Annotated in this window: 16 protein-coding genes; 8 read left to right on the top strand and 8 right to left on the bottom strand. The window is 69.1% G+C overall.

The window, feature by feature from the left end; genetic code table 11:
- Window positions 1–32: 32 nt before the first annotated feature.
- The 4 genes from CW359_RS38135 to aspS all read right to left on the bottom strand — a co-directional run bounded on the left by CW359_RS38135 (window position 33) and on the right by aspS (window position 5,596).
- Entirely contained in the window at window positions 33–1,361 is a 1,329-nt protein-coding gene (locus tag CW359_RS38135) for an MFS transporter (protein ID WP_105974809.1), read from the bottom strand.
- Window positions 1,362–1,588: 227 nt separating this feature from the next.
- Window positions 1,589–2,593, bottom strand: a complete 1,005-nt coding sequence (locus CW359_RS38130; protein WP_105974808.1) for an intradiol ring-cleavage dioxygenase — start codon at window positions 2,591–2,593, stop codon at window positions 1,589–1,591.
- A gap of 185 nt (window positions 2,594–2,778) precedes the next feature.
- Window positions 2,779–3,708 (bottom strand): intradiol ring-cleavage dioxygenase, encoded by a 930-nt coding sequence (locus CW359_RS38125; protein WP_105974807.1) that lies wholly within the window; start codon window positions 3,706–3,708, stop codon window positions 2,779–2,781.
- A 124-nt stretch (window positions 3,709–3,832) separates the two neighbouring features.
- Entirely contained in the window at window positions 3,833–5,596 is a 1,764-nt protein-coding gene (aspS, locus tag CW359_RS38120) for an aspartate--tRNA ligase (protein ID WP_105974806.1), read from the bottom strand.
- A 263-nt stretch (window positions 5,597–5,859) separates the two neighbouring features.
- Here aspS and CW359_RS38115 point away from each other — a divergent pair, with 263 nt between their 5' ends.
- Both CW359_RS38115 and CW359_RS38110 read left to right on the top strand, forming a co-directional pair.
- Window positions 5,860–8,007, top strand: a complete 2,148-nt coding sequence (locus tag CW359_RS38115; RefSeq protein WP_105974805.1) for an ATP-binding SpoIIE family protein phosphatase — start codon at window positions 5,860–5,862, stop codon at window positions 8,005–8,007.
- A 73-nt stretch (window positions 8,008–8,080) separates the two neighbouring features.
- Window positions 8,081–8,950 (top strand): BRO-N domain-containing protein, encoded by an 870-nt coding sequence (locus CW359_RS38110; protein ID WP_105974804.1) that lies wholly within the window; start codon window positions 8,081–8,083, stop codon window positions 8,948–8,950.
- Between the two features lie 90 nt (window positions 8,951–9,040).
- On the opposite strand, the gene CW359_RS38105 is transcribed toward CW359_RS38110, so the two are convergent.
- From CW359_RS38105 to CW359_RS38095, 3 genes are all read right to left on the bottom strand, one after another.
- Window positions 9,041–10,012, bottom strand: coding sequence for a pirin family protein (locus tag CW359_RS38105; protein WP_105974803.1), 972 nt, complete (start codon window positions 10,010–10,012; stop codon window positions 9,041–9,043).
- A 113-nt stretch (window positions 10,013–10,125) separates the two neighbouring features.
- Window positions 10,126–12,348 (bottom strand): YncE family protein, encoded by a 2,223-nt coding sequence (locus CW359_RS38100; RefSeq protein WP_232838786.1) that lies wholly within the window; start codon window positions 12,346–12,348, stop codon window positions 10,126–10,128.
- 207 nt (window positions 12,349–12,555) lie between these two features.
- Window positions 12,556–13,017, bottom strand: coding sequence for an SseB family protein (locus CW359_RS38095; protein ID WP_105974802.1), 462 nt, complete (start codon window positions 13,015–13,017; stop codon window positions 12,556–12,558).
- A 175-nt stretch (window positions 13,018–13,192) separates the two neighbouring features.
- Between CW359_RS38095 and CW359_RS38090 the strand changes: the two genes are divergently transcribed.
- The 4 genes from CW359_RS38090 to CW359_RS38075 all read left to right on the top strand — a co-directional run bounded on the left by CW359_RS38090 (window position 13,193) and on the right by CW359_RS38075 (window position 17,936).
- Window positions 13,193–14,038, top strand: coding sequence for an intradiol ring-cleavage dioxygenase (locus tag CW359_RS38090; RefSeq protein WP_105974801.1), 846 nt, complete (start codon window positions 13,193–13,195; stop codon window positions 14,036–14,038).
- Between the two features lie 163 nt (window positions 14,039–14,201).
- Window positions 14,202–16,028, top strand: coding sequence for an acyl-CoA dehydrogenase (locus CW359_RS38085; protein ID WP_105974800.1), 1,827 nt, complete (start codon window positions 14,202–14,204; stop codon window positions 16,026–16,028).
- 246 nt (window positions 16,029–16,274) lie between these two features.
- Entirely contained in the window at window positions 16,275–17,597 is a 1,323-nt protein-coding gene (locus CW359_RS38080; RefSeq protein ID WP_105974799.1) for a M18 family aminopeptidase, read from the top strand.
- Between the two features lie 120 nt (window positions 17,598–17,717).
- Entirely contained in the window at window positions 17,718–17,936 is a 219-nt protein-coding gene (locus tag CW359_RS38075; RefSeq protein ID WP_105974798.1) for a DUF6458 family protein, read from the top strand.
- A 4-nt stretch (window positions 17,937–17,940) separates the two neighbouring features.
- On the opposite strand, the gene CW359_RS38070 is transcribed toward CW359_RS38075, so the two are convergent.
- The gene (locus CW359_RS38070) at window positions 17,941–18,348 is read right to left on the bottom strand and encodes a cupin domain-containing protein (RefSeq protein ID WP_105974797.1); all 408 of its coding nucleotides are present in this window, start codon (window positions 18,346–18,348) and stop codon (window positions 17,941–17,943) included.
- Between the two features lie 51 nt (window positions 18,349–18,399).
- On the opposite strand from CW359_RS38070, the gene CW359_RS38065 reads away from it, so the two are divergent.
- Window positions 18,400–19,413 (top strand): helix-turn-helix domain-containing protein, encoded by a 1,014-nt coding sequence (locus CW359_RS38065; RefSeq protein ID WP_105974796.1) that lies wholly within the window; start codon window positions 18,400–18,402, stop codon window positions 19,411–19,413.
- Entirely contained in the window at window positions 19,410–19,904 is a 495-nt protein-coding gene (locus CW359_RS38060; RefSeq protein WP_105974795.1) for an LURP-one-related/scramblase family protein, read from the top strand. Before CW359_RS38065 ends, CW359_RS38060 begins: the two co-directional genes overlap by 4 nt.
- Window positions 19,905–19,971 lie beyond the last annotated feature (67 nt).

The following is a 19,971-nucleotide window of genomic DNA, read 5'->3' as shown; positions in this document are numbered from 1 at the left end:
CGGGTCTCGCTCCTGAGGCTCACGTCCCTCTCTCAGGAAGCGGCGGTGGTCGTGCTCGGCGCGGCCACCGCCGTCTTCGTACCCCCGCGGGTGTTCCTGATGGCGAACACCCCGAACACCGCGACCAGCGAGGCCGCCGAGAGCGTGTACAGGCCGCCGTTCGTGCTGCCGGTGGTGTCCTGGAGGTAGCCGAAGAGGAAGGGGGAGACGAAACCGCCCAGGTTTCCTATGGAGTTGACCACCGCGAGGCCCGGCGCGGCGACCTTCAGGTCGAGGCCCGACTGGGCCATCGGCCAGTACAGGGTGGCCGCGCACTTGCCGCCGACCGCCGCGAGGGTGAGCGCGGCGAGGCCGAACCAGGGGGAGCCCAGGGTGGCGAGGAAGGTGCCGACCGCCGACAGGACCAGGGCGACGGCCAGGTAGGGGCGGCGGTCAGGGGCCTTGTCGGTGAAGTGGCTGACCGTGTACATCGCGATCACCGCGCAGATCCACGGTACGGCGGTCAGCAGCCCGACCTGGAAGGACGACAGCCCGCCGATGTCGTCGACCAGGCTCGGCAGCCAGAAGGTGATCGCGTACCCGGTGAGCGCCATCGCGAAGAACACGCCGGTCAGCAGGGCGACTTGAGGGTGCAGGATGAGCTTGAGGCGGGACACCTTCGGCGCGCGGGCGCGGGCCTCCTCGTCCCGGGCGACCGCCGTGCTCAGCGCCGTCTTCTCCTCGGCGCTCAGCCAGCGCGCGTCCTCGATCCGTGAGACCAGGAAGAAGCCCGCGACGAAGCCGACGAGGATCGAGAAGACGCCCTCCAGCGCGAACATCCAGCGCCAGCCCGCGAAGCCGCCGGTGCCGTGCAGTTCGAGGAGCGCCCCGGTGATCGGGCCGGTCACGATGTACGCCGTCGCCGAACCGCCCAGGAAGATCGCGCTCGCCCGGCCCCGGCTGGAGTCGGGCAGCCACTGGGTGAAGTAGAGGAGCACCCCGGGGAAGAAGCCCGCCTCGGCGACCCCGAGGAGGAAGCGCAGCACGTAGAAGGTCGTGACGTCGTGGATGAAGCACATCGACACGATCACCAGGCCCCAGGTGATCATGATGCGGGTGAGCCAGACCCGGGCGCCGAACCGCTCCAGGAGCATGTTGCTCGGCACCTCGAACAGCGCGTACCCGATGAAGAAGAGCCCGGCGCCGAGCCCGTACGCGGTGGCGCTCACCCCGACGTCGGCCCGCAGCTCGTCCTGGACGAAGCCGACGTTCGTCCGGTCCATCTGGTTGACCAGCAGCATCAGGACCAGGATCGGCAGCATCCGACGCAGGAACTTGCCGACGGCCCGACTCTCGGCGTCGGGTACCACAGTGTCTGACATCGTTGTCTCCTTCTGTGCATATACGTGAACAGCAATCACGTACACGGGCATCGGAGGAGACTACGGAGGCGACCCTTCCGGGTCAATGGGCTGAGCAGTGCACATATATGTGAACGACATGTGTGAGCAAACGGCGAAGGCCCGGAACCGGGGGGAGGGTTCCGGGCCTTCGCCGTTCGCGGGCCGCATGTCGGCCCTACGTCGGCCCTACGTCGGCCGTACGTCCGTCAGCTCGCGGAGGCGGAGGGCGAAGCCGTGTCCGTCGCCGACTCGGAGGCGGACGCGGACGGCTCCACCGCGTCGCCCGTGCCCGTGTTGGTCGCCTCGGGGTCGACGCCCATCGTGATCGAGCCGATGACGCCCTTGGCGATGTTCGCCTTGTTGTACTTCAGCTTCAGCAGACCACCCGCGGTGCCGCTCTGGTCGTAGATCGTGTCCTCGGTGAGCGTCGTGCGCTCGGTCGTCGACGTCGAGTACGGCTCGACCTCGGCGGAGGCGAGCACCGACTCCTCGTCGAAGAAGAACTGGCCGGTGTGGCAGGTGGTGCCGCCCTCGTAGCCGGCGTCGGTCCAGGTGCCGTCCACGTGCACCTTGGTGTGGATGTGGACGCAGCGGCCCCGGTACCAGCCCGGGAAGATCGTCTTGAAGGTGACCCGGCCCTGCCGGTCCGTCTTCCAGGTGCCGCGCAGATAGCGCTTGTCGTCGGTGGGCTCCTCGTGGACGCCGCCACCGCCCGTGCCGCCGGAGGGGGCGCCGGACGGCGCGTCGGTCGGCGGCTCGCCGGTCGGGGTGCCCGAGGGGGCGTCGGTCGGGGCGCTGCCGCCGCCGCTGGAGAGGCTCTCGTAGCCGGAGTACAGGCCCAGCGCGTCGCAGTGCCAGATGTCGACGGCCGCGTTGACGATCGGCTTGCAGGTCTCGTTGTCGATCACCCGCAGGCTCAGGGTCAGCGGGATGCCTTCCTTGTCCTCGGTGATGTCCTGGCGGAGCTTGTCCGCGTCGATGTAGTACGGCCCCTCCGTGGTCTCGGAGGTGAGCGTGTAGCAGACCTCCGAGCTGCTGCCGGAGGCCTTGGGGGTGGGGTTCTTGCCGCCCGCCTTGCCCGTCTCGCCCGCGAACGCGCCCGCCGCGAGCCCGCCCGCGACGCCCACCGCGGCGACCGCGCCGGCGCCGGTGACGACGACCTTGCGACGCGTCAGATCCCGTTTGTGCTTCGGCCCTTGGTTCTCTGTCATGGCTCGGAACCTAGGTAAGACGCCTGTCAGGACCATGGGAATGCACTGTGCTTTCCTTTGCCGTTCCATGAATCGGCCAGGAATCCCGGAAAGGGGCGAGAAATAGCGGTCTATTTCCCGCCCCCGACCTCGGCCTCGGCCTCGATCTCCGCTTGAATTAATTAGGCAAGGCTTGCCTAATTAATTCACTCCGCGCTGTCGTTCGTCTCTTCCGGCGCCACACCCATCGTCAGTTCGGCACGCACTCCGCGCCCGATGTCCCGCTTCTTGTAGCGCAGCCGCAGCAGCCCGCCCTCGGCGCCGTTGTCCGGGTAGATCGTGTCCTCGTCGAGGGTCGTCCGGGTCGCCGTGTTCGTCGAGTACGGCTCCACCGCCGCCGAGAGCAGCACCGACTCCTCGTCGAAGAACAGCTGGCCGGTGTGGCAGGTGTGCCCGCCCTCGTAGCCGGCGTCGGTCCAGGTGCCGTCCACGTGCACCTTGACGTGGATGTGGACGCAGCGGCCCCGGTACCAGCCCGGGAACACCGTCCGGAAGGTGACGAACCCGTGCCGGTCCGTCTTCCAGGTGCCGCGCAGATAGCGCTCGTCGTCGGTCGGCTCCTGATGGCCGGGGCCGCCACCGCCGGGGCCGTCCGTCGGAGGCGGGCCCGTGGGCAGGTCGGTGGGCGCGTCGGTGGGCGGGGTGCCGCCGCCACCGCCGCCGTTGCCCATGGCCTCGTAGCCGGAGTAGATACCGAGGGCCGAGCAGTGCCAGATGTCGACGGCCGCGTTCCGCACCGGGCGGCAGGTCTCGGCGTCGATGACCTTGAGGCGGAGGGTGAGCGGGATGCCCTCCTCGTCCTCGGTGACGTCCTGCCGGAGCTTGTCGGCGTCGATGTAGTACGGACCCTCGGTGGTCTCCGTGGTGAGTACGTAGCAGGGCTCGGGCGTGCCGGAGGGGGTACCGGACGGGACGCCGGAGCCGTGCGCGCCCTTCGCCGCGGGCGTTCCCTGCGCGGAGGCGAGCCCGGTACCGAGGGCCGCCACCGCCGTGGCCGTCACGGCCGTCGCGCCACCGGCGACGACGACTCTTCGGCGCGTCAATTCCCGCAATTCTTGCTGGGGGGTGTCAGTCATGGCCCCGGAGATTATGAACGAGACCTGTCAAAGAGCTGTGATTTCCCGTGTTTCCTGAGCGCCATATGAGAATGGCTCGGAATCGCCGCCGATTCCGAGCCATCCCGCAAAGAAAACCGCCGCTTTACTTCGGCTGCGGCTTCCGCACCGAAATGTGCAGCTCCCTCAGCCGCGCTTCCTCCAGCTCCGTCGGAGCGCCCATCATCAGGTCCTGGGCGTTGCCGTTGAGCGGGAACGCGATCGTCTCCCGGATGTTCGGCTCGTCCGCCAGCAGCATGACGATACGGTCGACGCCGGGGGCGATCCCGCCGTGCGGAGGGGCGCCGAAGCGGAACGCGCGGAGCATGCCGGCGAACTCGCGCTCGACGGTCTCCTCGTCGTAGCCCGCGAGGCCGAACGCCTTCAGCATGATGTCGGGCTCGTGGTTGCGGATCGCGCCGGAGGACAGCTCGATGCCGTTGCAGACGATGTCGTACTGCCAGGCCAGGATGTCCAACGGGTCCTGGGTCTCCAGGGCCTCCATGCCACCCTGCGGCATCGAGAAGGGGTTGTGCGAGAAGTCGATCTTCCCGGTCTCCTCGTCCTTCTCGAACATCGGGAAGTCGACGATCCAGCAGAAGCGGAAGACGTTCTCCTCGAAGTGCCCGGCACGCTTGGCGGCCTCGACGCGCACCGCGCCCATGATCTTCGAGACCTCGTCGAACTCGCCCGCGCCGAAGAACACGGCATGACCGGCCGACAGCGACAGGCGCTTGGTCAGCTCGGCGACGTTCTCCTCGGTGAGGAACTTCGCGATCGGGCCGGACAGCGAACCGTCCTCGGTGACCCGCACCCAGGCCAGACCCTTCGCGCCCAGCGTGACGGCGAAGTCGCCGAGCTGGTCGAAGAACTTCCGGGGCTGCGCGGACACGTCCGGCACCGGCAGGGCGCGTACGTGCTTGCCGGCGAAGGCCTTGAACTCCGAGCCCTCGAAGACATCGGTGATGTCGACCAGCTCAAGCCGGGCACGCAGGTCCGGCTTGTCGGAGCCGTACTTCAGCATCGACTCGCGGAACGGGATGCGCGGGAAGGGGGAGGTGACCTCACGGCCGTTGCCGAACTCTGTGAACAGCTCGGTCATCAGCCGCTCGATCGGCTGGAAGACGTCCTCCTGCTCGACGAAGCTCATCTCGACGTCGAGCTGGTAGAACTCGCCCGGCGAACGGTCCGCGCGGGCGTCCTCGTCCCGGAAACAGGGCGCGATCTGGAAGTAGCGGTCGAACCCGGAGATCATCAGCAGCTGCTTGAACTGCTGCGGGGCCTGGGGCAGCGCGTAGAACCGGCCCGGGTTGAGGCGCGACGGCACGACGAAGTCGCGGGCGCCTTCGGGGGAGGTCGCCGTGAGGATCGGCGTGGCCATCTCGTTGAAGCCGAGCGCGGTCATCTTGTGACGGATCGCGGAGATGACGGCCGTACGCAGCATGATGTTGCGGTGCATGCGCTCGCGGCGCAGGTCCAGGAAGCGGTACTCCAGGCGCCGCTCCTCGTTGACCCCGTCCTCGGTGTTGATCGTGAACGGCAGCGGCTGGGCGGCGCCGAGCAGCTCGACCTCGCCGACCTCGACCTCGACCTCACCGGTGGGCAGCTCGGAGTTGATGTTCTCCGCGCCGCGCGAGACGACCTTGCCGTCGATCCGTACCGTCGACTCCTTGGAGACCTTGTCGAGGGCCTCGTAGGCGGGCGTGCCGGGGCGGGCGACGAGCTGGGTGATGCCGTAGTGATCGCGGAGATCGATGAAGAGGATGCCGCCCAGGTCGCGCCGATTGTGCAGCCAGCCGCTCAGCCGGACGTCACTGCCGACGTCAGAGGCGCGTAGCTCGCCGCAGGTGTGGGACCTGTACCGATGCATCGTCGTTCATCCAGCCTTCGCGGATCGGGGATGGGGATCAGGGATCGAGGGTCAGGGTTCGGGGCCGGTGTTTCACGTGAAACAACGGAACCTCGAAGCCAGGGCACCTCGAAAGCACAGCCCCCAGGGTACCGGCCACCCCGATCCCGCTTCCCCGCAATTGTTCCCGGGCGCCCCCTGCGCGGCCTCGGCGCGGGCCCCGCACCGCTTGGCCCGTACAGCTTGGGTGGCACGCTGCGATCACCTCTCCATAAAGTAGGTCAATGCGCACTGGTGAGCCCCTGCCCGCCGTGGGGGACGTCCTGGTCGCCCTCGCAACCGGCATGTGGCATTGGGACACGGCAACGAACCTGGTCACGCTCGACGCCGAGGCGGCCCGTCTGCTCGGGCTGCCCGCCGAACCGACCACCCTCACGGAGGCCGCGGCCAGGGCCCGGCTCCACCCGGTCGACTGGAACGAGATCGTCGGGGTCATGCAGCTCGCCGTCACCGAGGGCACGATCGCCGAGACCCGGGCCCGGGTGATGGACGAACAGGGCCGGGTGATCCGTACGGTCCGCAGCAGGTCGAAGCCGGACTTCGCGGCCGACCGCAAGGCGTACGACGTGATCGGCACCCTCCAGGAGGTCACCGAACCCCCGCCGGGTGCCGCCGCGCGCACCCCCGTCACCGGTGACTGGCGGCGCTCCCGCGAGGCGTTCCTGCTGGACGCGGGCCGGGCGCTGGCCGAGGCGCGCTCCACGGAGGAGGTGCTGCGGGTCGCGGCCGGCCTGTCGATGCCGGGCTTCTCCCCGGACGGCCTGGCGGTCTTCGGCGTGCAGGCGGACCGCCTGACCGTGATCGGCCACCACGGCCAGCGCCCGGGCGACGAGCGCCCCTTCTCCTACATGCCCCTGGAGACGGACTACCCGGCCGCCGAGGTGGTCCGCACCGGCCGGGCCGTGTACCTCTCCTCACCCGAGGCGTACAAGTCCCGCTATCCCACCGCCTGGCCGCTTGCCCAGGTGTTCGACCGCCAGTCGTGGGCGTTCCTGCCGCTGACGGTCGCGGGCCGCACGATGGGCGCCTGGATGGCGGGCTTCGCGTACCCGGTGAGCTTCACCCCCGATGAACGCTCGGTCCTGACGACGGTAGCCCGCATGCTGGCCCAAGCCCTGTCGAGGGCGGGAGTGGCGGAATCGGAACGGGAACTCACAGACGGCCTGCAACGCTCCATGCTGCCGACCCTCGGCCCCGAGATACCCGGCATGGACGTCGCCGCCCGCTACATACCGACCGGCGGCGGCCTCCAGGTCGGCGGCGACTGGTACGACATGATCCCGCTGCCCGGCGGCGGACGGTTCGCCCTGGTCATCGGCGACGTCCAGGGCCACGACGTACGCGCCGCCGGCCTGATGGGCCAGCTCCGGATAGCGCTGCGCGCCTACGCCTCCGAGGGCCACCGCCCCGACGCGGTCCTCTCCCGCGCGGCCCGCTTCCTGCACGGCATCACCCACTCCGCGACCAGCGCGGGCGGCGGCGACCTGCGCTTCGCGACCTGCCTGTACGTCGAGGTCGACCCCACGACCGGCGTCCTGGAGATCGCCCGCGCGGGCCACCCGGACCCGGCGATCAGGATGGCGGACGGCACGGTACTGGCCCGCCCGACGGCGGGCGGCCTGCCCCTGGGCATCGACCCGGACGCCGACTACCCCACCACCCTGCTCGCCCTGGAACCCGGCGAGACGATGCTCCTGTGCACGGACGGCCTGATCGAGACGGGCGGCCACGACCTGGAGACGGGCTGGCAGCGCATCCGCCGCACACTGGAGGACCACAAGGAGGAACCGGGCGACAAGGGCACCAACCTGGAGTCCCTGGCCGACGCCCTGGTCCAGGCGGTACACGGCCCGTCCTCCCACCACACGACGGGCCCACTGGCGGACCGCCGCGAGGACGACATAGCCCTCCTGCTCCTGAGCCGCCCGCAGGAATGCGTCTCGGACGGCACAACACCCTTGTCCCCCCGCCCCACGGTCCGCCGCACGATGCTGACGATCGCCCAGGCGGAGCCGGAACGCGTCGCCGCGGCCCGCCAGCAACTCCGCGAACAACTCCACGACTGGCCGAGCCCCGACCAGATCGACTCGGCGGTCCTCCTCCTCTCCGAAACGGCCACCAACGTCCTGGTCCACACGGACGCCGACGCCCTGATAGTCGCCGAGGTGACCGGCACCCCCGGCGAACGCCGCATCCACGTAGAGGTGACCGACGTCAGCGACGACCTCCCGCACAAACGCCGCCCGGGCGAACTGGCGTCGTCGGGGCGGGGGTTGATGCTGATCGAAATGCTGGCGGACGCGTGGGGGGTGGACCCTCGGGGGGAGGGGAAGAGCATCTGGTTCGAGTTGTATGAAAAGAAGCCCCACTAAAGGATGAACATCCCTGCTCTGTGGGCGAGTTGAACCTCCGCGTAGCTAGCTTCCGACGCGGAGGTGATGCTCGATCAACGAGCAGAACAACACGCGCAAAGACGCGATCGACATCAACGACTTCGTGTACGCGGCCACGGGGGCGCGGGTACGGAGGCTGACCCTGCCGGACGGGACGCACTGGTTCCCGGCGGCGGACGTCTGCAAGGAGCTGGGGTACACAACCACCCGAAAGGCATTGCTCGACCATGTCCCCGAAGAGCATCGAGAGTTTCTTGAGACTGTGACTGGAAGTCACAGTCTCAGCATTCCCGCAGGTCGGGAGTGGCGCCGAGACATGAACCTCATCGATCTCCAGGGTCTGATCCGCTTGGTCAACGGCTGCACCAAGCCCGCGTCCCAGCCCTTCAAGTCCTGGGTCACCGAAGTCATCGCCACCATCCAGCGCGACGGCTCCTACTCCCTCGAACCCGCCACCCTGCAACCCACCCCGACCACCGTCACCGCCTACGCGGTCCCCGAGCAACTCGCCGACGCCCTCGTCCGTCTCGAAGAGCGCGTCGACCGCCAGGACGAAACCCTGCGTCAGATCGACACCAAGCAGAACGTGATCGTCGACCTGCTGAGGGACCTCACCCAGACCCTCCGCCGCACCGGCGACCTCGTCCGCCCCGTCCAGGCACCGGAGCTGACACCCCAGCAGCTCCTGTCCAACTGGAAGTCCAGGAACCTCGTCGTCACCGAGGACGTCCACACGGTCGCCGCCCACCTCGCCCCGGCCCTGCTGCACGGCGGCGTCAACTACAGCGTGGAGGAGATCTCCGTGCACACCGGGATCTCCACGGAGCGCGTCCGCCACAGCCTGGAGCTGCTGTCCGAGCAGGGATGCGTACGCGAGGCCGGCCGCACTCCGGACGACGCTCCGTTCTACGTGCTGCCGTAGTCCAGTAGCGCCGAAGACAGACGGGCCCGAAGTCGCAAACCAAAGTTGCGGCTTCGGGCCCGTTCGTACAGTACTGAACTTTCCTACGGCCTACAGGCCACCCTCGGACATTCCATGCACCGCCGGCACAGTTCCCAGCCGGCCCTTCTGGAAGTCCTCGAACGCCTGCTCAAGCTCCGCCCGTGTGTTCATCACGAACGGGCCGTAGTGAGCCATCGGCTCGCGAATCGGCTCGCCGCCGAGGAGGACGACCTCCAGGGCCGGGCTGTTGCCGTCCTGCTGCTCGTCCGCGCGGACCGTCAGGGACGAACCCGCGCCGAAGACCGCCGTCTGGCCCTTGTGGATCGGGCGCCGGTCCGGGCCGACACTGCCCTGCCCTGCGAGGACGTACGCCAGGCCGTTGAAGTCCTCGCGCCAGGGGAGCGTGACCTCCGCGCCCGGCGCCAGCGTCGCGTGGACCAGGCTGATCGGGGTGTGGGTGATGCCCGGACCCTCGTGGCCGTCCAGCTCGCCGGCGATGACGCGCAGCAGCGCGCCGCCGTCGTGGGACGTGAGGAGCTGGACCTGGCCGCCGCGGATGTCCTGGTAGCGGGGGGCCATCATCTTGTCCTTGGCCGGGAGGTTCACCCACAGCTGGATGCCGTGGAAGAGGCCGCCGGACATGACCAGCGACTCCGGCGGCGCCTCGATGTGCAGGAGGCCCGAGCCGGCCGTCATCCACTGGGTGTCGCCGTTGGTGATGGTGCCGCCGCCACCCTGGCTGTCCTGGTGGTCGAAGACGCCGTCGATGATGTAGGTGACGGTCTCGAAGCCGCGGTGGGGGTGCCAGGGCGTGCCCTTGGGCTCACCCGGCGCGTACTCCACCTCGCCCATCTGGTCCATCATGATGAACGGGTCGAGGTGCCGGTAGTTGATCCCGGCGAACGCCCGGCGCACCGGGAAGCCCTCGCCCTCGAAACCGCTCGGCGCGGTCGTCACACCGATCACGGGACGCGGGACGGCGTCGGCCGGAGCGGCCACACGGGGCAGGGTCAGCGGGTTCTCGACGGTCACTGCAGGCATGTCGGGACCTCCTTGTGCGGCCAGTTTAGTTGATCGTTGAACTTTCTGCTACCTCTAACGGCGAAAGCCCGGAGGACATTCCCTCCGGGCCTCCTCAACCGACCGCGCGTCCGTCAGTTGCTGAAGTACAGGTACTTCCACGATCCGTACGTCGTCGAGTTGACGTTGTCGCCGGACGCGCCGTCGATGTACGCCGACCGCACCCGCGCCCGGATGCCCGACTCACCCGGCGCGATGAGCTGCACCGCGGACTTGCCGTTCGTGGCGATCCCGAAGTACTCGGAGTCGGTGGAGTACCACGTGCCCTCGAAGAACACCTGGAGGTCGAAGCGCTGCTGGCGGCCCGGGTAGTAGGGCATCGAGGTCGTCAGCACCGGGTCGGTGTTCTTGTGGAACCAGTAGTACGTGGTCGAGCCGATCTTGGCCGTCTTGTAGTGGTGCGACACGGCCATGGAGATCCGCACCTTCGCGTACGCCGTGACCTTGACCGTCTTCGGCGCGAAGCGGGCGTCGCCCTTGAACACCGCGGTGATGTTCGTGTCGCGGGTCATGTCCACGACCGCGGAGAGGTTCCCGGCCGCGTTGACCTTGCCGGTCTTGACCAGCCGCTTCGGCTTGTCGTTGCCGTGCGGGTCGACCCAGATCTCGACCGTGCGGTTCTTGTACGTCCCGCCCAGGTGCGCGGTGAACTTGACGTCGGTGCCGTAGTTGTACAGCTTCTTGTTGTTGTTCAGGGTCAGCGCGGTCGCCGTCCGGGACACCGCGACCTTGTCGGAGGCGGACACCGGGGTGTGCGTGGCGTCGCCCGCGTACGACACCTTGTAGGTGACCGTGCCGCCGACCGGCGGGGTGTTCGTGAAGGAGTACGTGCCGTCCGGCTTCACGGTGACCGAGGGCAGCGCCCGGCCGTTCGGGGTCTCCAGGTCGGTCCGGGTGACGCTGAGCCTGACCCCCGCCGGCAGCGCGACCGTCGCCGACAGCTTGCCGGAGACGGTGAGCTTCTTGGCGCGGGTGGCGTTCGCCGGGGCGTTCACCGTCAGGGTCGGGACGTTCTTCGTCGGGTCGGTCAGCACCTTGAGGGCGTAACCGGTGCCGGTGCCGACCACGGCGAAGATCCGGGAGGAGTCCGGGGCCCAGGCCAGGTCGCCGATGCCGTACGCGCCGTTCGTGAACGTACGCAGCGGCCTCGTGGCGTTCGGCCGGTATACGGCCACCTTGGTGCCGTTGACCTGGGCGACCAGGCCGTTCGGGGCGATGTCGGCGTGCTGGCCGACCGGGTAGGCACCCGCCTTGGTGAAGGCGCCGTTCGCGTAGGCGTCCCGGTCCGTGCCGTTGGCCAGTACCTGTGCGGCTCCGGGGACGAGGTCGATGTCGCCGAGGCCGTTGTTGAGCGTGTAGTCGCCGTTGTGCCAGGCGGTCAGCTCGGGCGTCTCTCCGGAGACGTCGACGACGGCCATCGCGGAGGTGGACAGGCCCGTCTCGCCGACGGCCAGCAGACCGGGCGCCGACGGGCTCGTGTCGAGCAGCGCCTGGCCCCACATCCCGATGCTCACCTTCGGGAACTGCTCCATCGCGACCGGGCTGTCACCGGCCTTCGCCTCGGCCGCCAGCGCGGCGGTGGAGGTCCCGGCGGAGGAGTCGGAGTCTGCAGGCGAGTCGGCGGGGGAGTCCGCGGAGGTCTCGGGCGACGGCTCGGGGTCGGGGCTCGGCTCAGCGGAGGGGTCGTCGGACGGATCGGTGGACGGGTCGGTCGACGGGTCGTCGGACGGGTCCGGGGCCGGCGAGGTCGGCGGCTCGGACGGCGGGGCCGTCGGCTCCACGGTCGGGGGCTCGGACGTCGGGACGGACGTCGGGGTCGGGTCCGGGTCGGGCTCCGGAGCGGTCCAGTTCGGGTCCACCGAGCCCAGGTCGCCGTCCCACTGGTCGCCGTAGCTGAACCAGAGCTTGCCGCCGGTGAAGGCGAGATAGCGCGGGCCGGTGTCGGTGGGGATCGCGTACCGGGTCCTGACGTCCAGGGTGACCGGGTCGAGGGCCGCGATCTGGTGCCGCGTCGGCAGGGACGCGTACAGGGTGCGGCCGTCCTCGGAGAGCGCCAGGTCGGCGACCGAGCCGAGACCGCCGACCGAGTCGACGAGGGTGCCCGCGTAGTTCGTCGCGAGGATCCGGCCGTTGGTGCTGTCGCCGACGAAGACCCGCTTGAGGACCGCGTCCGCGACGATCCCGCCGGGCGACTGCACGGTGGCGACGGCGGCCGAGGCGGGAGCGGTGGTGACGGCGGTCAGCGCCACCGAGCTGAAGAGGACGGCGAGTGCCGTCGCGGTAGACGTGCTGCGCATGCGCACAGGAAAGAACCCCCCACAAGGAACCCGGGATCGCCCGGGAGTCGAGAGCGCCGCGCGACACCCGGACGCGACCGCGAAAGCGCGGTGGCGGACGGGGCGCGGCTGCCAGAAGAAACCCTATGGCATGCCTGTGACAAACGTGGAGTGGATTTCCCCCACACTTCCCTCACGCGGGAAGTCCGTCAGCTCACGGGAGGACCGTCAGCCGTACATCCTGCGCATCGCGAACTCGACCATCTGCTCGACCGCCTTCGCGTCGAACACCATCCGGTGCTCGCCCTCCATGTCCACGACGAAGCCGTAGCCGGTGGGCAGCAGGTCGATGACCTCGGCGCCGGTGATCACGAAGTACTTGGACTCCTTGCCGGCGTAGCGGCGCAGCTCCTTCAGCGAGGTGAACATCGGGATCACCGGCTGCTGGGTGTTGTGCAGCGCCAGGAACCCGGGGTTGTCGCCGCGCGGGCAGTACACCTTCGACGTGGCGAAGACCTGCTGGAAGTCCTCGGCCGACATCGAGCCCGTCGTGAAGGCGCGCACCGCGTCCGCGAGGGACGGCGGGGACGGCTCGGGGTACAGCGGCGGCTGCTGGCCGTACCCGCCCGGCATCTGCTGCTGCGGCTGGGCGTACTGCTGCTGCGCGCCAGCGTTCTCGTAGCCGTACATGACCGCAAGAGTACCGAGAGCACGGCGGGGCCGGGCAGCCCCATGGGGAGTCCACAGGTGCGACCCTGGTTTCGCACAGTGGGCGCTCATACCGTCGGTTTCGACAAAGAAACCATCAGGCAGCGGCAAAGTCCCGGCAATCACCCGCGGGCGCCGGACACAAGGGAGAACGGCCATGAGCGGACACGGGCACCACGACGACCACGAGCACGACAGAGGCCTCTCCTACGACCTCCCCGTCCTCGCCCGCCGCAAGATGATCCGCCTGCTGGCGGGCGCGAGCCTCGTGCCGCTGGTGGGCTGCAGCGCCGACGACTCCACCTCCTCGGCAGCCACCGACACCGCCTCCTCCAGCAGCGGGACGGGTTCCTCGTCCGCCTCCTCCGCCGAGTGCGCGACCATCCCGAACGAGACCGCCGGCCCCTACCCGGGCGACGGTTCGAACGGCGTGAACGTCCTCAAGGAGAGCGGCGTCGTCCGCAGCGACATCACGTCCAGCTTCGGGAACTCGGCGGGCGGCAAGGCCGAGGGCGTGCCGCTCACCATCACGCTCACCGTCGTCGACGCGGCCTCCGGCTGCTCGACCCCCAAGGTGGGAGCGGCCGTCTACCTGTGGCACTGCGACCGCGAGGGCAACTACTCCCTCTACTCCGAGGGCGTCACCGACGAGAACTACCTCCGGGGCGTCCAGGAGACGGACGACAAGGGCCAGGTCACCTTCACCAGCATCTTCCCGGCCTGCTACACCGGCCGCTGGCCGCACATCCACTTCGAGGTCTACGGCAGCATCGAGGACGCGACCGCGGCCACGTCGATAACGAACACCTCGCAGCTGGCGTTCCCGAAGGACGTCTGCGACACGGTGTACGCGACGGACGGCTACAGCAGGAGCGTGGAGAACCTCAGCCAGCTCTCGCTGGAGACCGACAACATCTTCAGCGACGGCTACGACCAGCAGCTGGCGACCACGGAAGGCAGCGTGGACAAGGGCTACACGGCCACCCTCACCGTCCCGGTCTAGACCATACGTAGATCGATTCGCGCGTATCGCGTCACAAACGGCCGACTGGGGTTGCGCCTTATTACCGGCGGGTAGCATCATCGGAGGGAAGAAGCTACTAGTTGGTACGCGAATTAGGCGCGAGGAGTCAGTGCCTCGCCGATCTCTCTACGGAGCAGTCGCCATGGGGCACTACAAGTCGAATCTCCGCGACATCGAGTTCAACCTCTTCGAGGTCCTCGGGCGCGACAAGCTGTACGGGACGGGTCCGTTCACGGAGATGGACACGGACACCGCCAAGAGCATCCTGGAGGAGCTGACGCGCCTCGCGGAGAACGAGCTGGCCGAGTCCTTCACGGACGCCGACCGCACCCCGCCGGTCTTCGACCCAGAGACGAACACGGCGCCCGTACCGGCGTCCTTCAAGAAGAGCTACAAGGCCTTCATGGACTCGGAGTACTGGCGCCTGGGCCTGCCCGAGGAGATCGGCGGTACGACCGCTCCCCGCTCCCTGATCTGGTCGTACGCGGAACTGCTGCTCGGCGCGAACCCGGCCGTGTGGATGTACTCCTCGGGCCCGGCGTTCGCCGGCATCCTCTACGAAGAGGGCAACGACGTACAGAAGAAGATCGCCCAGATCGCGGTCGACAAGACCTGGGGCTCCACGATGGTCCTCACCGAGCCGGACGCCGGCTCGGACGTGGGCGCCGGGCGCACCAAGGCGGTCCAGCAGGAGGACGGCTCCTGGCACATCGAGGGCGTGAAGCGGTTCATCACCTCCGGTGAGCACGACATGGAGGAGAACATCCTTCACTACGTGCTGGCCCGCCCCGAGGGCCACGGCCCCGGCACCAAGGGCCTGTCCCTCTTCCTCGTACCGAAGTTCCTCTTCGACTTCGAGACCGGCGAGCTGGGCGAGCGCAACGGCGTGTACGCGACGAACGTCGAGCACAAGATGGGCCTCAAGGCGTCCAACACCTGCGAGATGACCTTCGGCGACCGGCACCCGGCCAAGGGCTGGCTGATCGGTGACAAGCACGACGGCATCCGGCAGATGTTCCGGATCATCGAGTTCGCCCGCATGATGGTCGGCACGAAGGCGATCTCCACCCTCTCGACCGGCTACCTCAACGCCCTGGAGTACGCCAAGGAGCGCGTCCAGGGTCCGGACCTCGCCAACTTCCTGGACAAGTCGGCGCCCAAGGTCACCATCACGCACCACCCGGACGTCCGCCGCTCGCTGCTCACGCAGAAGGCGTACGCCGAGGGCATGCGCGCCCTCGTCCTCTACACGGCCTCCGTGCAGGACGACATCCAGGTCAAGGAGGCGGCCGGCGAGGACACCGCCGCCCTGGAGGCCCTGAACGACCTGCTCCTCCCGATCGTGAAGGGCTACGGCTCCGAGAAGGGCTACGAGCAGCTCGCCCAGTCGCTGCAGACCTTCGGCGGCTCCGGGTTCCTCCAGGAGTACCCGATCGAGCAGTACATCCGCGACGCCAAGATCGACACCCTGTACGAGGGCACGACCGCGATCCAGGGCCAGGACTTCTTCTTCCGGAAGATCGTCCGCAACCAGGGCGCTGCCCTCAACTCCCTCGCCGAGGACATCAAGAAGTTCCTCGCCCCGGGCACCGGCGGCGAGGAGCTGGCGGCGGCCCGCGAGCAGCTCGCCAAGGCGGCCGTCGAGCTGGAGGCGATCGTCGGCCTGATGCTGACGGACCTCGCGGCGACCGAGCAGGACGTCAGGAACATCTACAAGGTGGGCCTCAACACCACCCGCCTGCTGATGGCCTCGGGCGACGTCGTCGTCGGCTACCTCCTCCTCAAGGGCGCCGCCGTGGCCGCCGAGAAGCTCCCGACGGCGTCCGCGAAGGACGTCCCCTTCTACCAGGGCAAGATCGCGGCGGCGAAGTTCTTCGCGGCCACCGTCCTGCCGGGCGTCACCGGCGCCCGCAAGCTCGCGGCGGGCGTCGACCTCGACGTGATGGAGCTGGACGAGGCCGCCTTCTAGCCACATCCTTCTCCGTACGCACGTACGTATGCGCGTACGCCCGCGGCAGGCCAAGTACGGCGGCCCGCACCCGGATTCGCACTCCGGGGCGGGCCGCCGTACTGCTGAAACGGGACACACCCCCACGGTCCACCAGGTGTCCGAAAACTGACTGACCGACCAGTTGTCCGGCCTTCACAGCCCCGTTACGAGAGCCCGCTCACCATCCCAGGGAGCGGGCGCTATTACGTCGTTAAGGTGAACCCCATGAGCGCACCCCACCGCTTCGACCGCGGCCACACCGACGACCTGATGTCCTTCCTGGCGGCGAGTCCGTCGCCGTACCACGCCGTGGCGAACACCGCCGAGCGGCTGGAGAAGGCCGGCTTCCGCCAGGTCGTCGAGACGGACGCCTGGGACGCGGAAGGCTCGGCGGGCTCCGCGTCCGGGAGCGGCGGCAAGTACGTGCTGCGCGGCGGCGCGATCGTGGCCTGGTACGTCCCCGAAGGAGCCGCGCCCCACACGCCGTTCCGGATCGTCGGTGCCCACACCGACTCCCCGAACCTGCGGGTCAAGCCGGTGCCCGACCTCGGCGGCCACGGCTGGCGCCAGGTCGCCGTGGAGATCTACGGCGGACCGCTGCTCAACTCCTGGCTCGACCGCGACCTCGGTCTGGCCGGCCGTCTCACCCTCCGGGACGGCACCAACCGCCTGGTGAACATCGACCGCCCCCTCCTGCGAGTCCCCCAGCTCGCCATCCACCTCGACCGGGCCGTGAACACGGACGGCCTGAAGCTCGACAAGCAGCGCCATCTGCAGCCTATTTGGGGTATGTCGGACGACGTCCGCGAGGGCGACCTGATCGCCTTCCTCGAAGAGGAGTCCGGACTCGCGCCGGGCGAGGTCACCGGCTGGGACCTGATGACCCACTCCGTCGAGGCACCCGCCTACCTGGGCCGCGACCGCGAGCTGGTGGCCGGCCCGCGCATGGACAACCTCCTGTCCGTGCACGCGGCGACGGCGGCCCTGGCCGCCGTCGCGACGAGCGGCCGGGAGGTCCCGTACATCCCGGTCCTCGCGGCCTTCGACCACGAGGAGAACGGCTCGCAGAGCGACACGGGCGCGGACGGGCCGCTGCTCGGCAGCGTGCTGGAGCGTTCGGTGTTCGCGCGGGGCGGCTCGTACGAGGACAAGGCGCGGGCGTTCGCCGGCACCGTCTGCCTGTCCTCCGACACCGGCCACGCCGTCCACCCCAACTACGCGGAGCGCCACGACCCGACGCACCACCCGCGCGTCAACGGCGGCCCGATCCTCAAGGTGAACGTCAACAACCGCTACGCCACGGACGGTTCGGGCCGCGCGGTCTGGGTCGCGGCCTGCGACAAGGCCGGCGTCCCCTTCCAGAACTTCGTCTCCAACAACTCCATGCCCTGCGGCACGACGATCGGCCCGATCACGGCGGCGAGGCACGGCATCAAGACGGTCGACATCGGGGTGGCGATCCTGTCGATGCACAGCGCACGCGAACTGTGCGGCGCGGACGACCCGCATCTGCTGGCGAACGCGCTGGTGGCGTTCCTGGAGGGGTAGGCAGCGAAGGGGAGTTGACGCAGGGGCGTCCCCGCGGTCGCGCATACCTGTCCGAGGCCGGGGCACCCGAACCCGACCGGCATCTCCGGAAGGACCGGACCGGACAGGGAGGCGACACTCATGAGCCTCGGCGGCTGCATCATCCTCATCGCCGTAGGAGCCATCCTCACCTTCGCGACCGACTGGGAGATGGAGGGGGTCAACCTCGACCTGGTCGGCGTCATCCTGATGATCGTCGGGGTGATCGGCGCCCTGGCGTTCCGCAGCGTCGCCCGCCGCAGGCGGGTCCTGCTGCCGAACTCGACGACAGTGATCGACGAGGACCGCCACCACGGCTGAGTCCTCAGGCCAGGGCGTGCCCCGTCGTTACGTCCACATGACCGGGCACGTCGTCGTGGCGATCGCCGACGGTCAGGGTGCCGGACGGTTCGAGGAGCAGGATCTCGGTACGGACCGGGGCGTACGGCCTGTGCTCGACGCCCCGGGGAACCGTGAACGCCGAGCCCTTCGGCAGCACGACAGTGCGCTCACCGGCCGACTCCCGCAGGGCGATGTGCAGTTCACCGTCCAGGACGAGAAAGAACTCGTCCGTGCCCTCGTGCACATGCCAGACATGCTCGCCCTCGACCTTCGCGACGCGTACGTCGTAGTCGTTGACGGTGGTGAGGATGCGGGGGCTCCACAGCTCGGAGAAGGAGCCGAGGGCGACTGGGACGGAGACGGGGAGCGAGACGGGCTCGGTGGAGGTCATGCCCCCATCGTGAGCCGTGACGGTGCCCCGAACGAGTGCTAGAAATCGCACATGCCGCAAGGATCCTCTCAGTCCACTGCCGGACGGCACCCGCACCGCGTCGCCGTGATCGTCGACGAGGGCACGAACCCCTTCGAGGTGGGCGTCGCGACCGAGCTGTTCGGACTCCCGCGCCCCGAACTGGGCCTGCCGGGCCCGCTGTACGAGGTGACGGTGTGCGCGCCGACCCCCGAGGTCCGCCTGAACCACGGCTTCCTCACCCTCACCGGAGTACCGGGCCTGGAGGCGGCGGACGAGGCGGACACCCTCGTCGTACCGGGCCGCCCGGACAACGTCGTCCCGCGCGGCAGAGCCGTACTCGACGCGGTACGCCGCACCCACGCGCGCGGGGCCCGCGTCATGAGCCTGTGCACAGGCAGTTTCGCGCTCGCGGAGGCGGGCCTGCTGGACGGCCGCCGGGCGACAACACACTGGCTGTGGGCGAACACCTTCAGGCAACTGCACCCGCGGGTCCGCCTCGAACCGGACGTCCTGTTCACGGACGACGGCGACATCCTCACGGCCGCCGGCAGCGCAGCCGCATTGGACCTCGGGCTGCACATCTGGCGTACGGACCATGGTGCCGAGGTCGCCAACGCGGTCTCCCGGCGCCTGGTGTTCGCCGCCCACCGGGACGGCGGGCAACGCCAGTTCGTGGAACGCCCGGTGCCCGCGACCCCGGACGAGTCCCTCGGCCCGCTGCTGGCCTGGGCCCAGGAACGCCTGGCCGACCCCCTGACGGTGACGGGCCTGGCGGCCAGGGCGGCGGTCTCACCGGCGACCCTGCACCGCCGCTTCCGCGCCCAGCTGGGCACCACACCCCTGACCTGGCTGACGGGAGAACGAGTGACCCTGGCCCGCCGCCTGATCGAACGGGGCGAGGAACGCCTGGACGTCGTGGCGGCCCGCAGCGGCCTGGGCACGGCGGCGAACCTGCGCGCCCGGCTCCGCCACGAGACGGGACTCAGCCCATCGGCGTACCGACGGCGTTTCGGACGCGGTGGCGGGGAACCGGTGAGTACATGAGATTCCTCGTACGCGACCGGCTGCTGGGCTTCGGCGACGACTACTGGATCGAGGACCAGCACGGCAACAAGGTCTACCTGGTCGACGGCAAGGCGATGCGCCTGCGGGACACCTTCGAGCTGAAGGACACGCGGGGCAGGGTCCTGATCGACATCCACAAGAAGATGCTGGCCCTGCGGGACACGATGGTGATCGAACGGGACGGCGACCGTTTGGCGACGATCAAACGCAAACGCCTGTCCCTGCTCCGCAATCACTACCGGGTATCACTGGTGGACGGCACCGAACTGGACGTCAGCGGCAAGATCCTGGACCGCGAGTTCGCGGTCGACTACGACGGCGAACTCCTGGCCCAGATCTCCCGCCGCTGGCTGCACATCCGGGAGACCTACGGAGTCGACGTCGTACGCGACGACGCGGACCCGGCCCTGCTGATCGCGGTGGCGGTATGCGTGATCCACCTGGCGGAGAAGGAACGGGGCGAGGACTGACCCCCAGAGCCCGTCCGGCGTTTGAGGACGAGGCCGTTCAGGCCGATCTTTGGGGGGGGGGGGGGGG

Origin of the sequence: Streptomyces geranii, from assembly GCF_002954775.1 — a bacterium.
GTDB lineage: Bacteria > Actinomycetota > Actinomycetes > Streptomycetales > Streptomycetaceae > Streptomyces > Streptomyces geranii.
The sequence above is the reverse complement of the archived record's forward strand: the minus strand, read 5'-3'. Positions and strand labels throughout refer to the sequence as shown.

Bases quoted from the DNA above. Each gene is read 5' to 3' on its own strand.
- CW359_RS38135 (WP_105974809.1), bottom strand. From the start codon at position 1,361: ATGTCAGACACTGTGGTACCCGACGCCGAGAGTCGGGCCGTCGGCAAG.
- CW359_RS38070 (WP_105974797.1), bottom strand. From the start codon at position 18,348: ATGACCTCCACCGAGCCCGTCTCGCTCCCCGTCTCCGTCCCAGTCGCC.
- CW359_RS38105 (WP_105974803.1), bottom strand. From the start codon at position 10,012: ATGCCTGCAGTGACCGTCGAGAACCCGCTGACCCTGCCCCGTGTGGCC.
- aspS (WP_105974806.1), bottom strand. From the start codon at position 5,596: ATGCATCGGTACAGGTCCCACACCTGCGGCGAGCTACGCGCCTCTGAC.
- CW359_RS38125 (WP_105974807.1), bottom strand. From the start codon at position 3,708: ATGACTGACACCCCCCAGCAAGAATTGCGGGAATTGACGCGCCGAAGA.
- CW359_RS38130 (WP_105974808.1), bottom strand. From the start codon at position 2,593: ATGACAGAGAACCAAGGGCCGAAGCACAAACGGGATCTGACGCGTCGC.
- CW359_RS38080 (WP_105974799.1), top strand. From the start codon at position 16,275: ATGAGCGCACCCCACCGCTTCGACCGCGGCCACACCGACGACCTGATG.
- CW359_RS38100 (WP_232838786.1), bottom strand. From the start codon at position 12,348: ATGCGCAGCACGTCTACCGCGACGGCACTCGCCGTCCTCTTCAGCTCG.
- CW359_RS38065 (WP_105974796.1), top strand. From the start codon at position 18,400: ATGCCGCAAGGATCCTCTCAGTCCACTGCCGGACGGCACCCGCACCGC.
- CW359_RS38095 (WP_105974802.1), bottom strand. From the start codon at position 13,017: ATGTACGGCTACGAGAACGCTGGCGCGCAGCAGCAGTACGCCCAGCCG.
- CW359_RS38060 (WP_105974795.1), top strand. From the start codon at position 19,410: ATGAGATTCCTCGTACGCGACCGGCTGCTGGGCTTCGGCGACGACTAC.
- CW359_RS38090 (WP_105974801.1), top strand. From the start codon at position 13,193: ATGAGCGGACACGGGCACCACGACGACCACGAGCACGACAGAGGCCTC.
- CW359_RS38115 (WP_105974805.1), top strand. From the start codon at position 5,860: ATGCGCACTGGTGAGCCCCTGCCCGCCGTGGGGGACGTCCTGGTCGCC.
- CW359_RS38075 (WP_105974798.1), top strand. From the start codon at position 17,718: ATGAGCCTCGGCGGCTGCATCATCCTCATCGCCGTAGGAGCCATCCTC.
- CW359_RS38085 (WP_105974800.1), top strand. From the start codon at position 14,202: ATGGGGCACTACAAGTCGAATCTCCGCGACATCGAGTTCAACCTCTTC.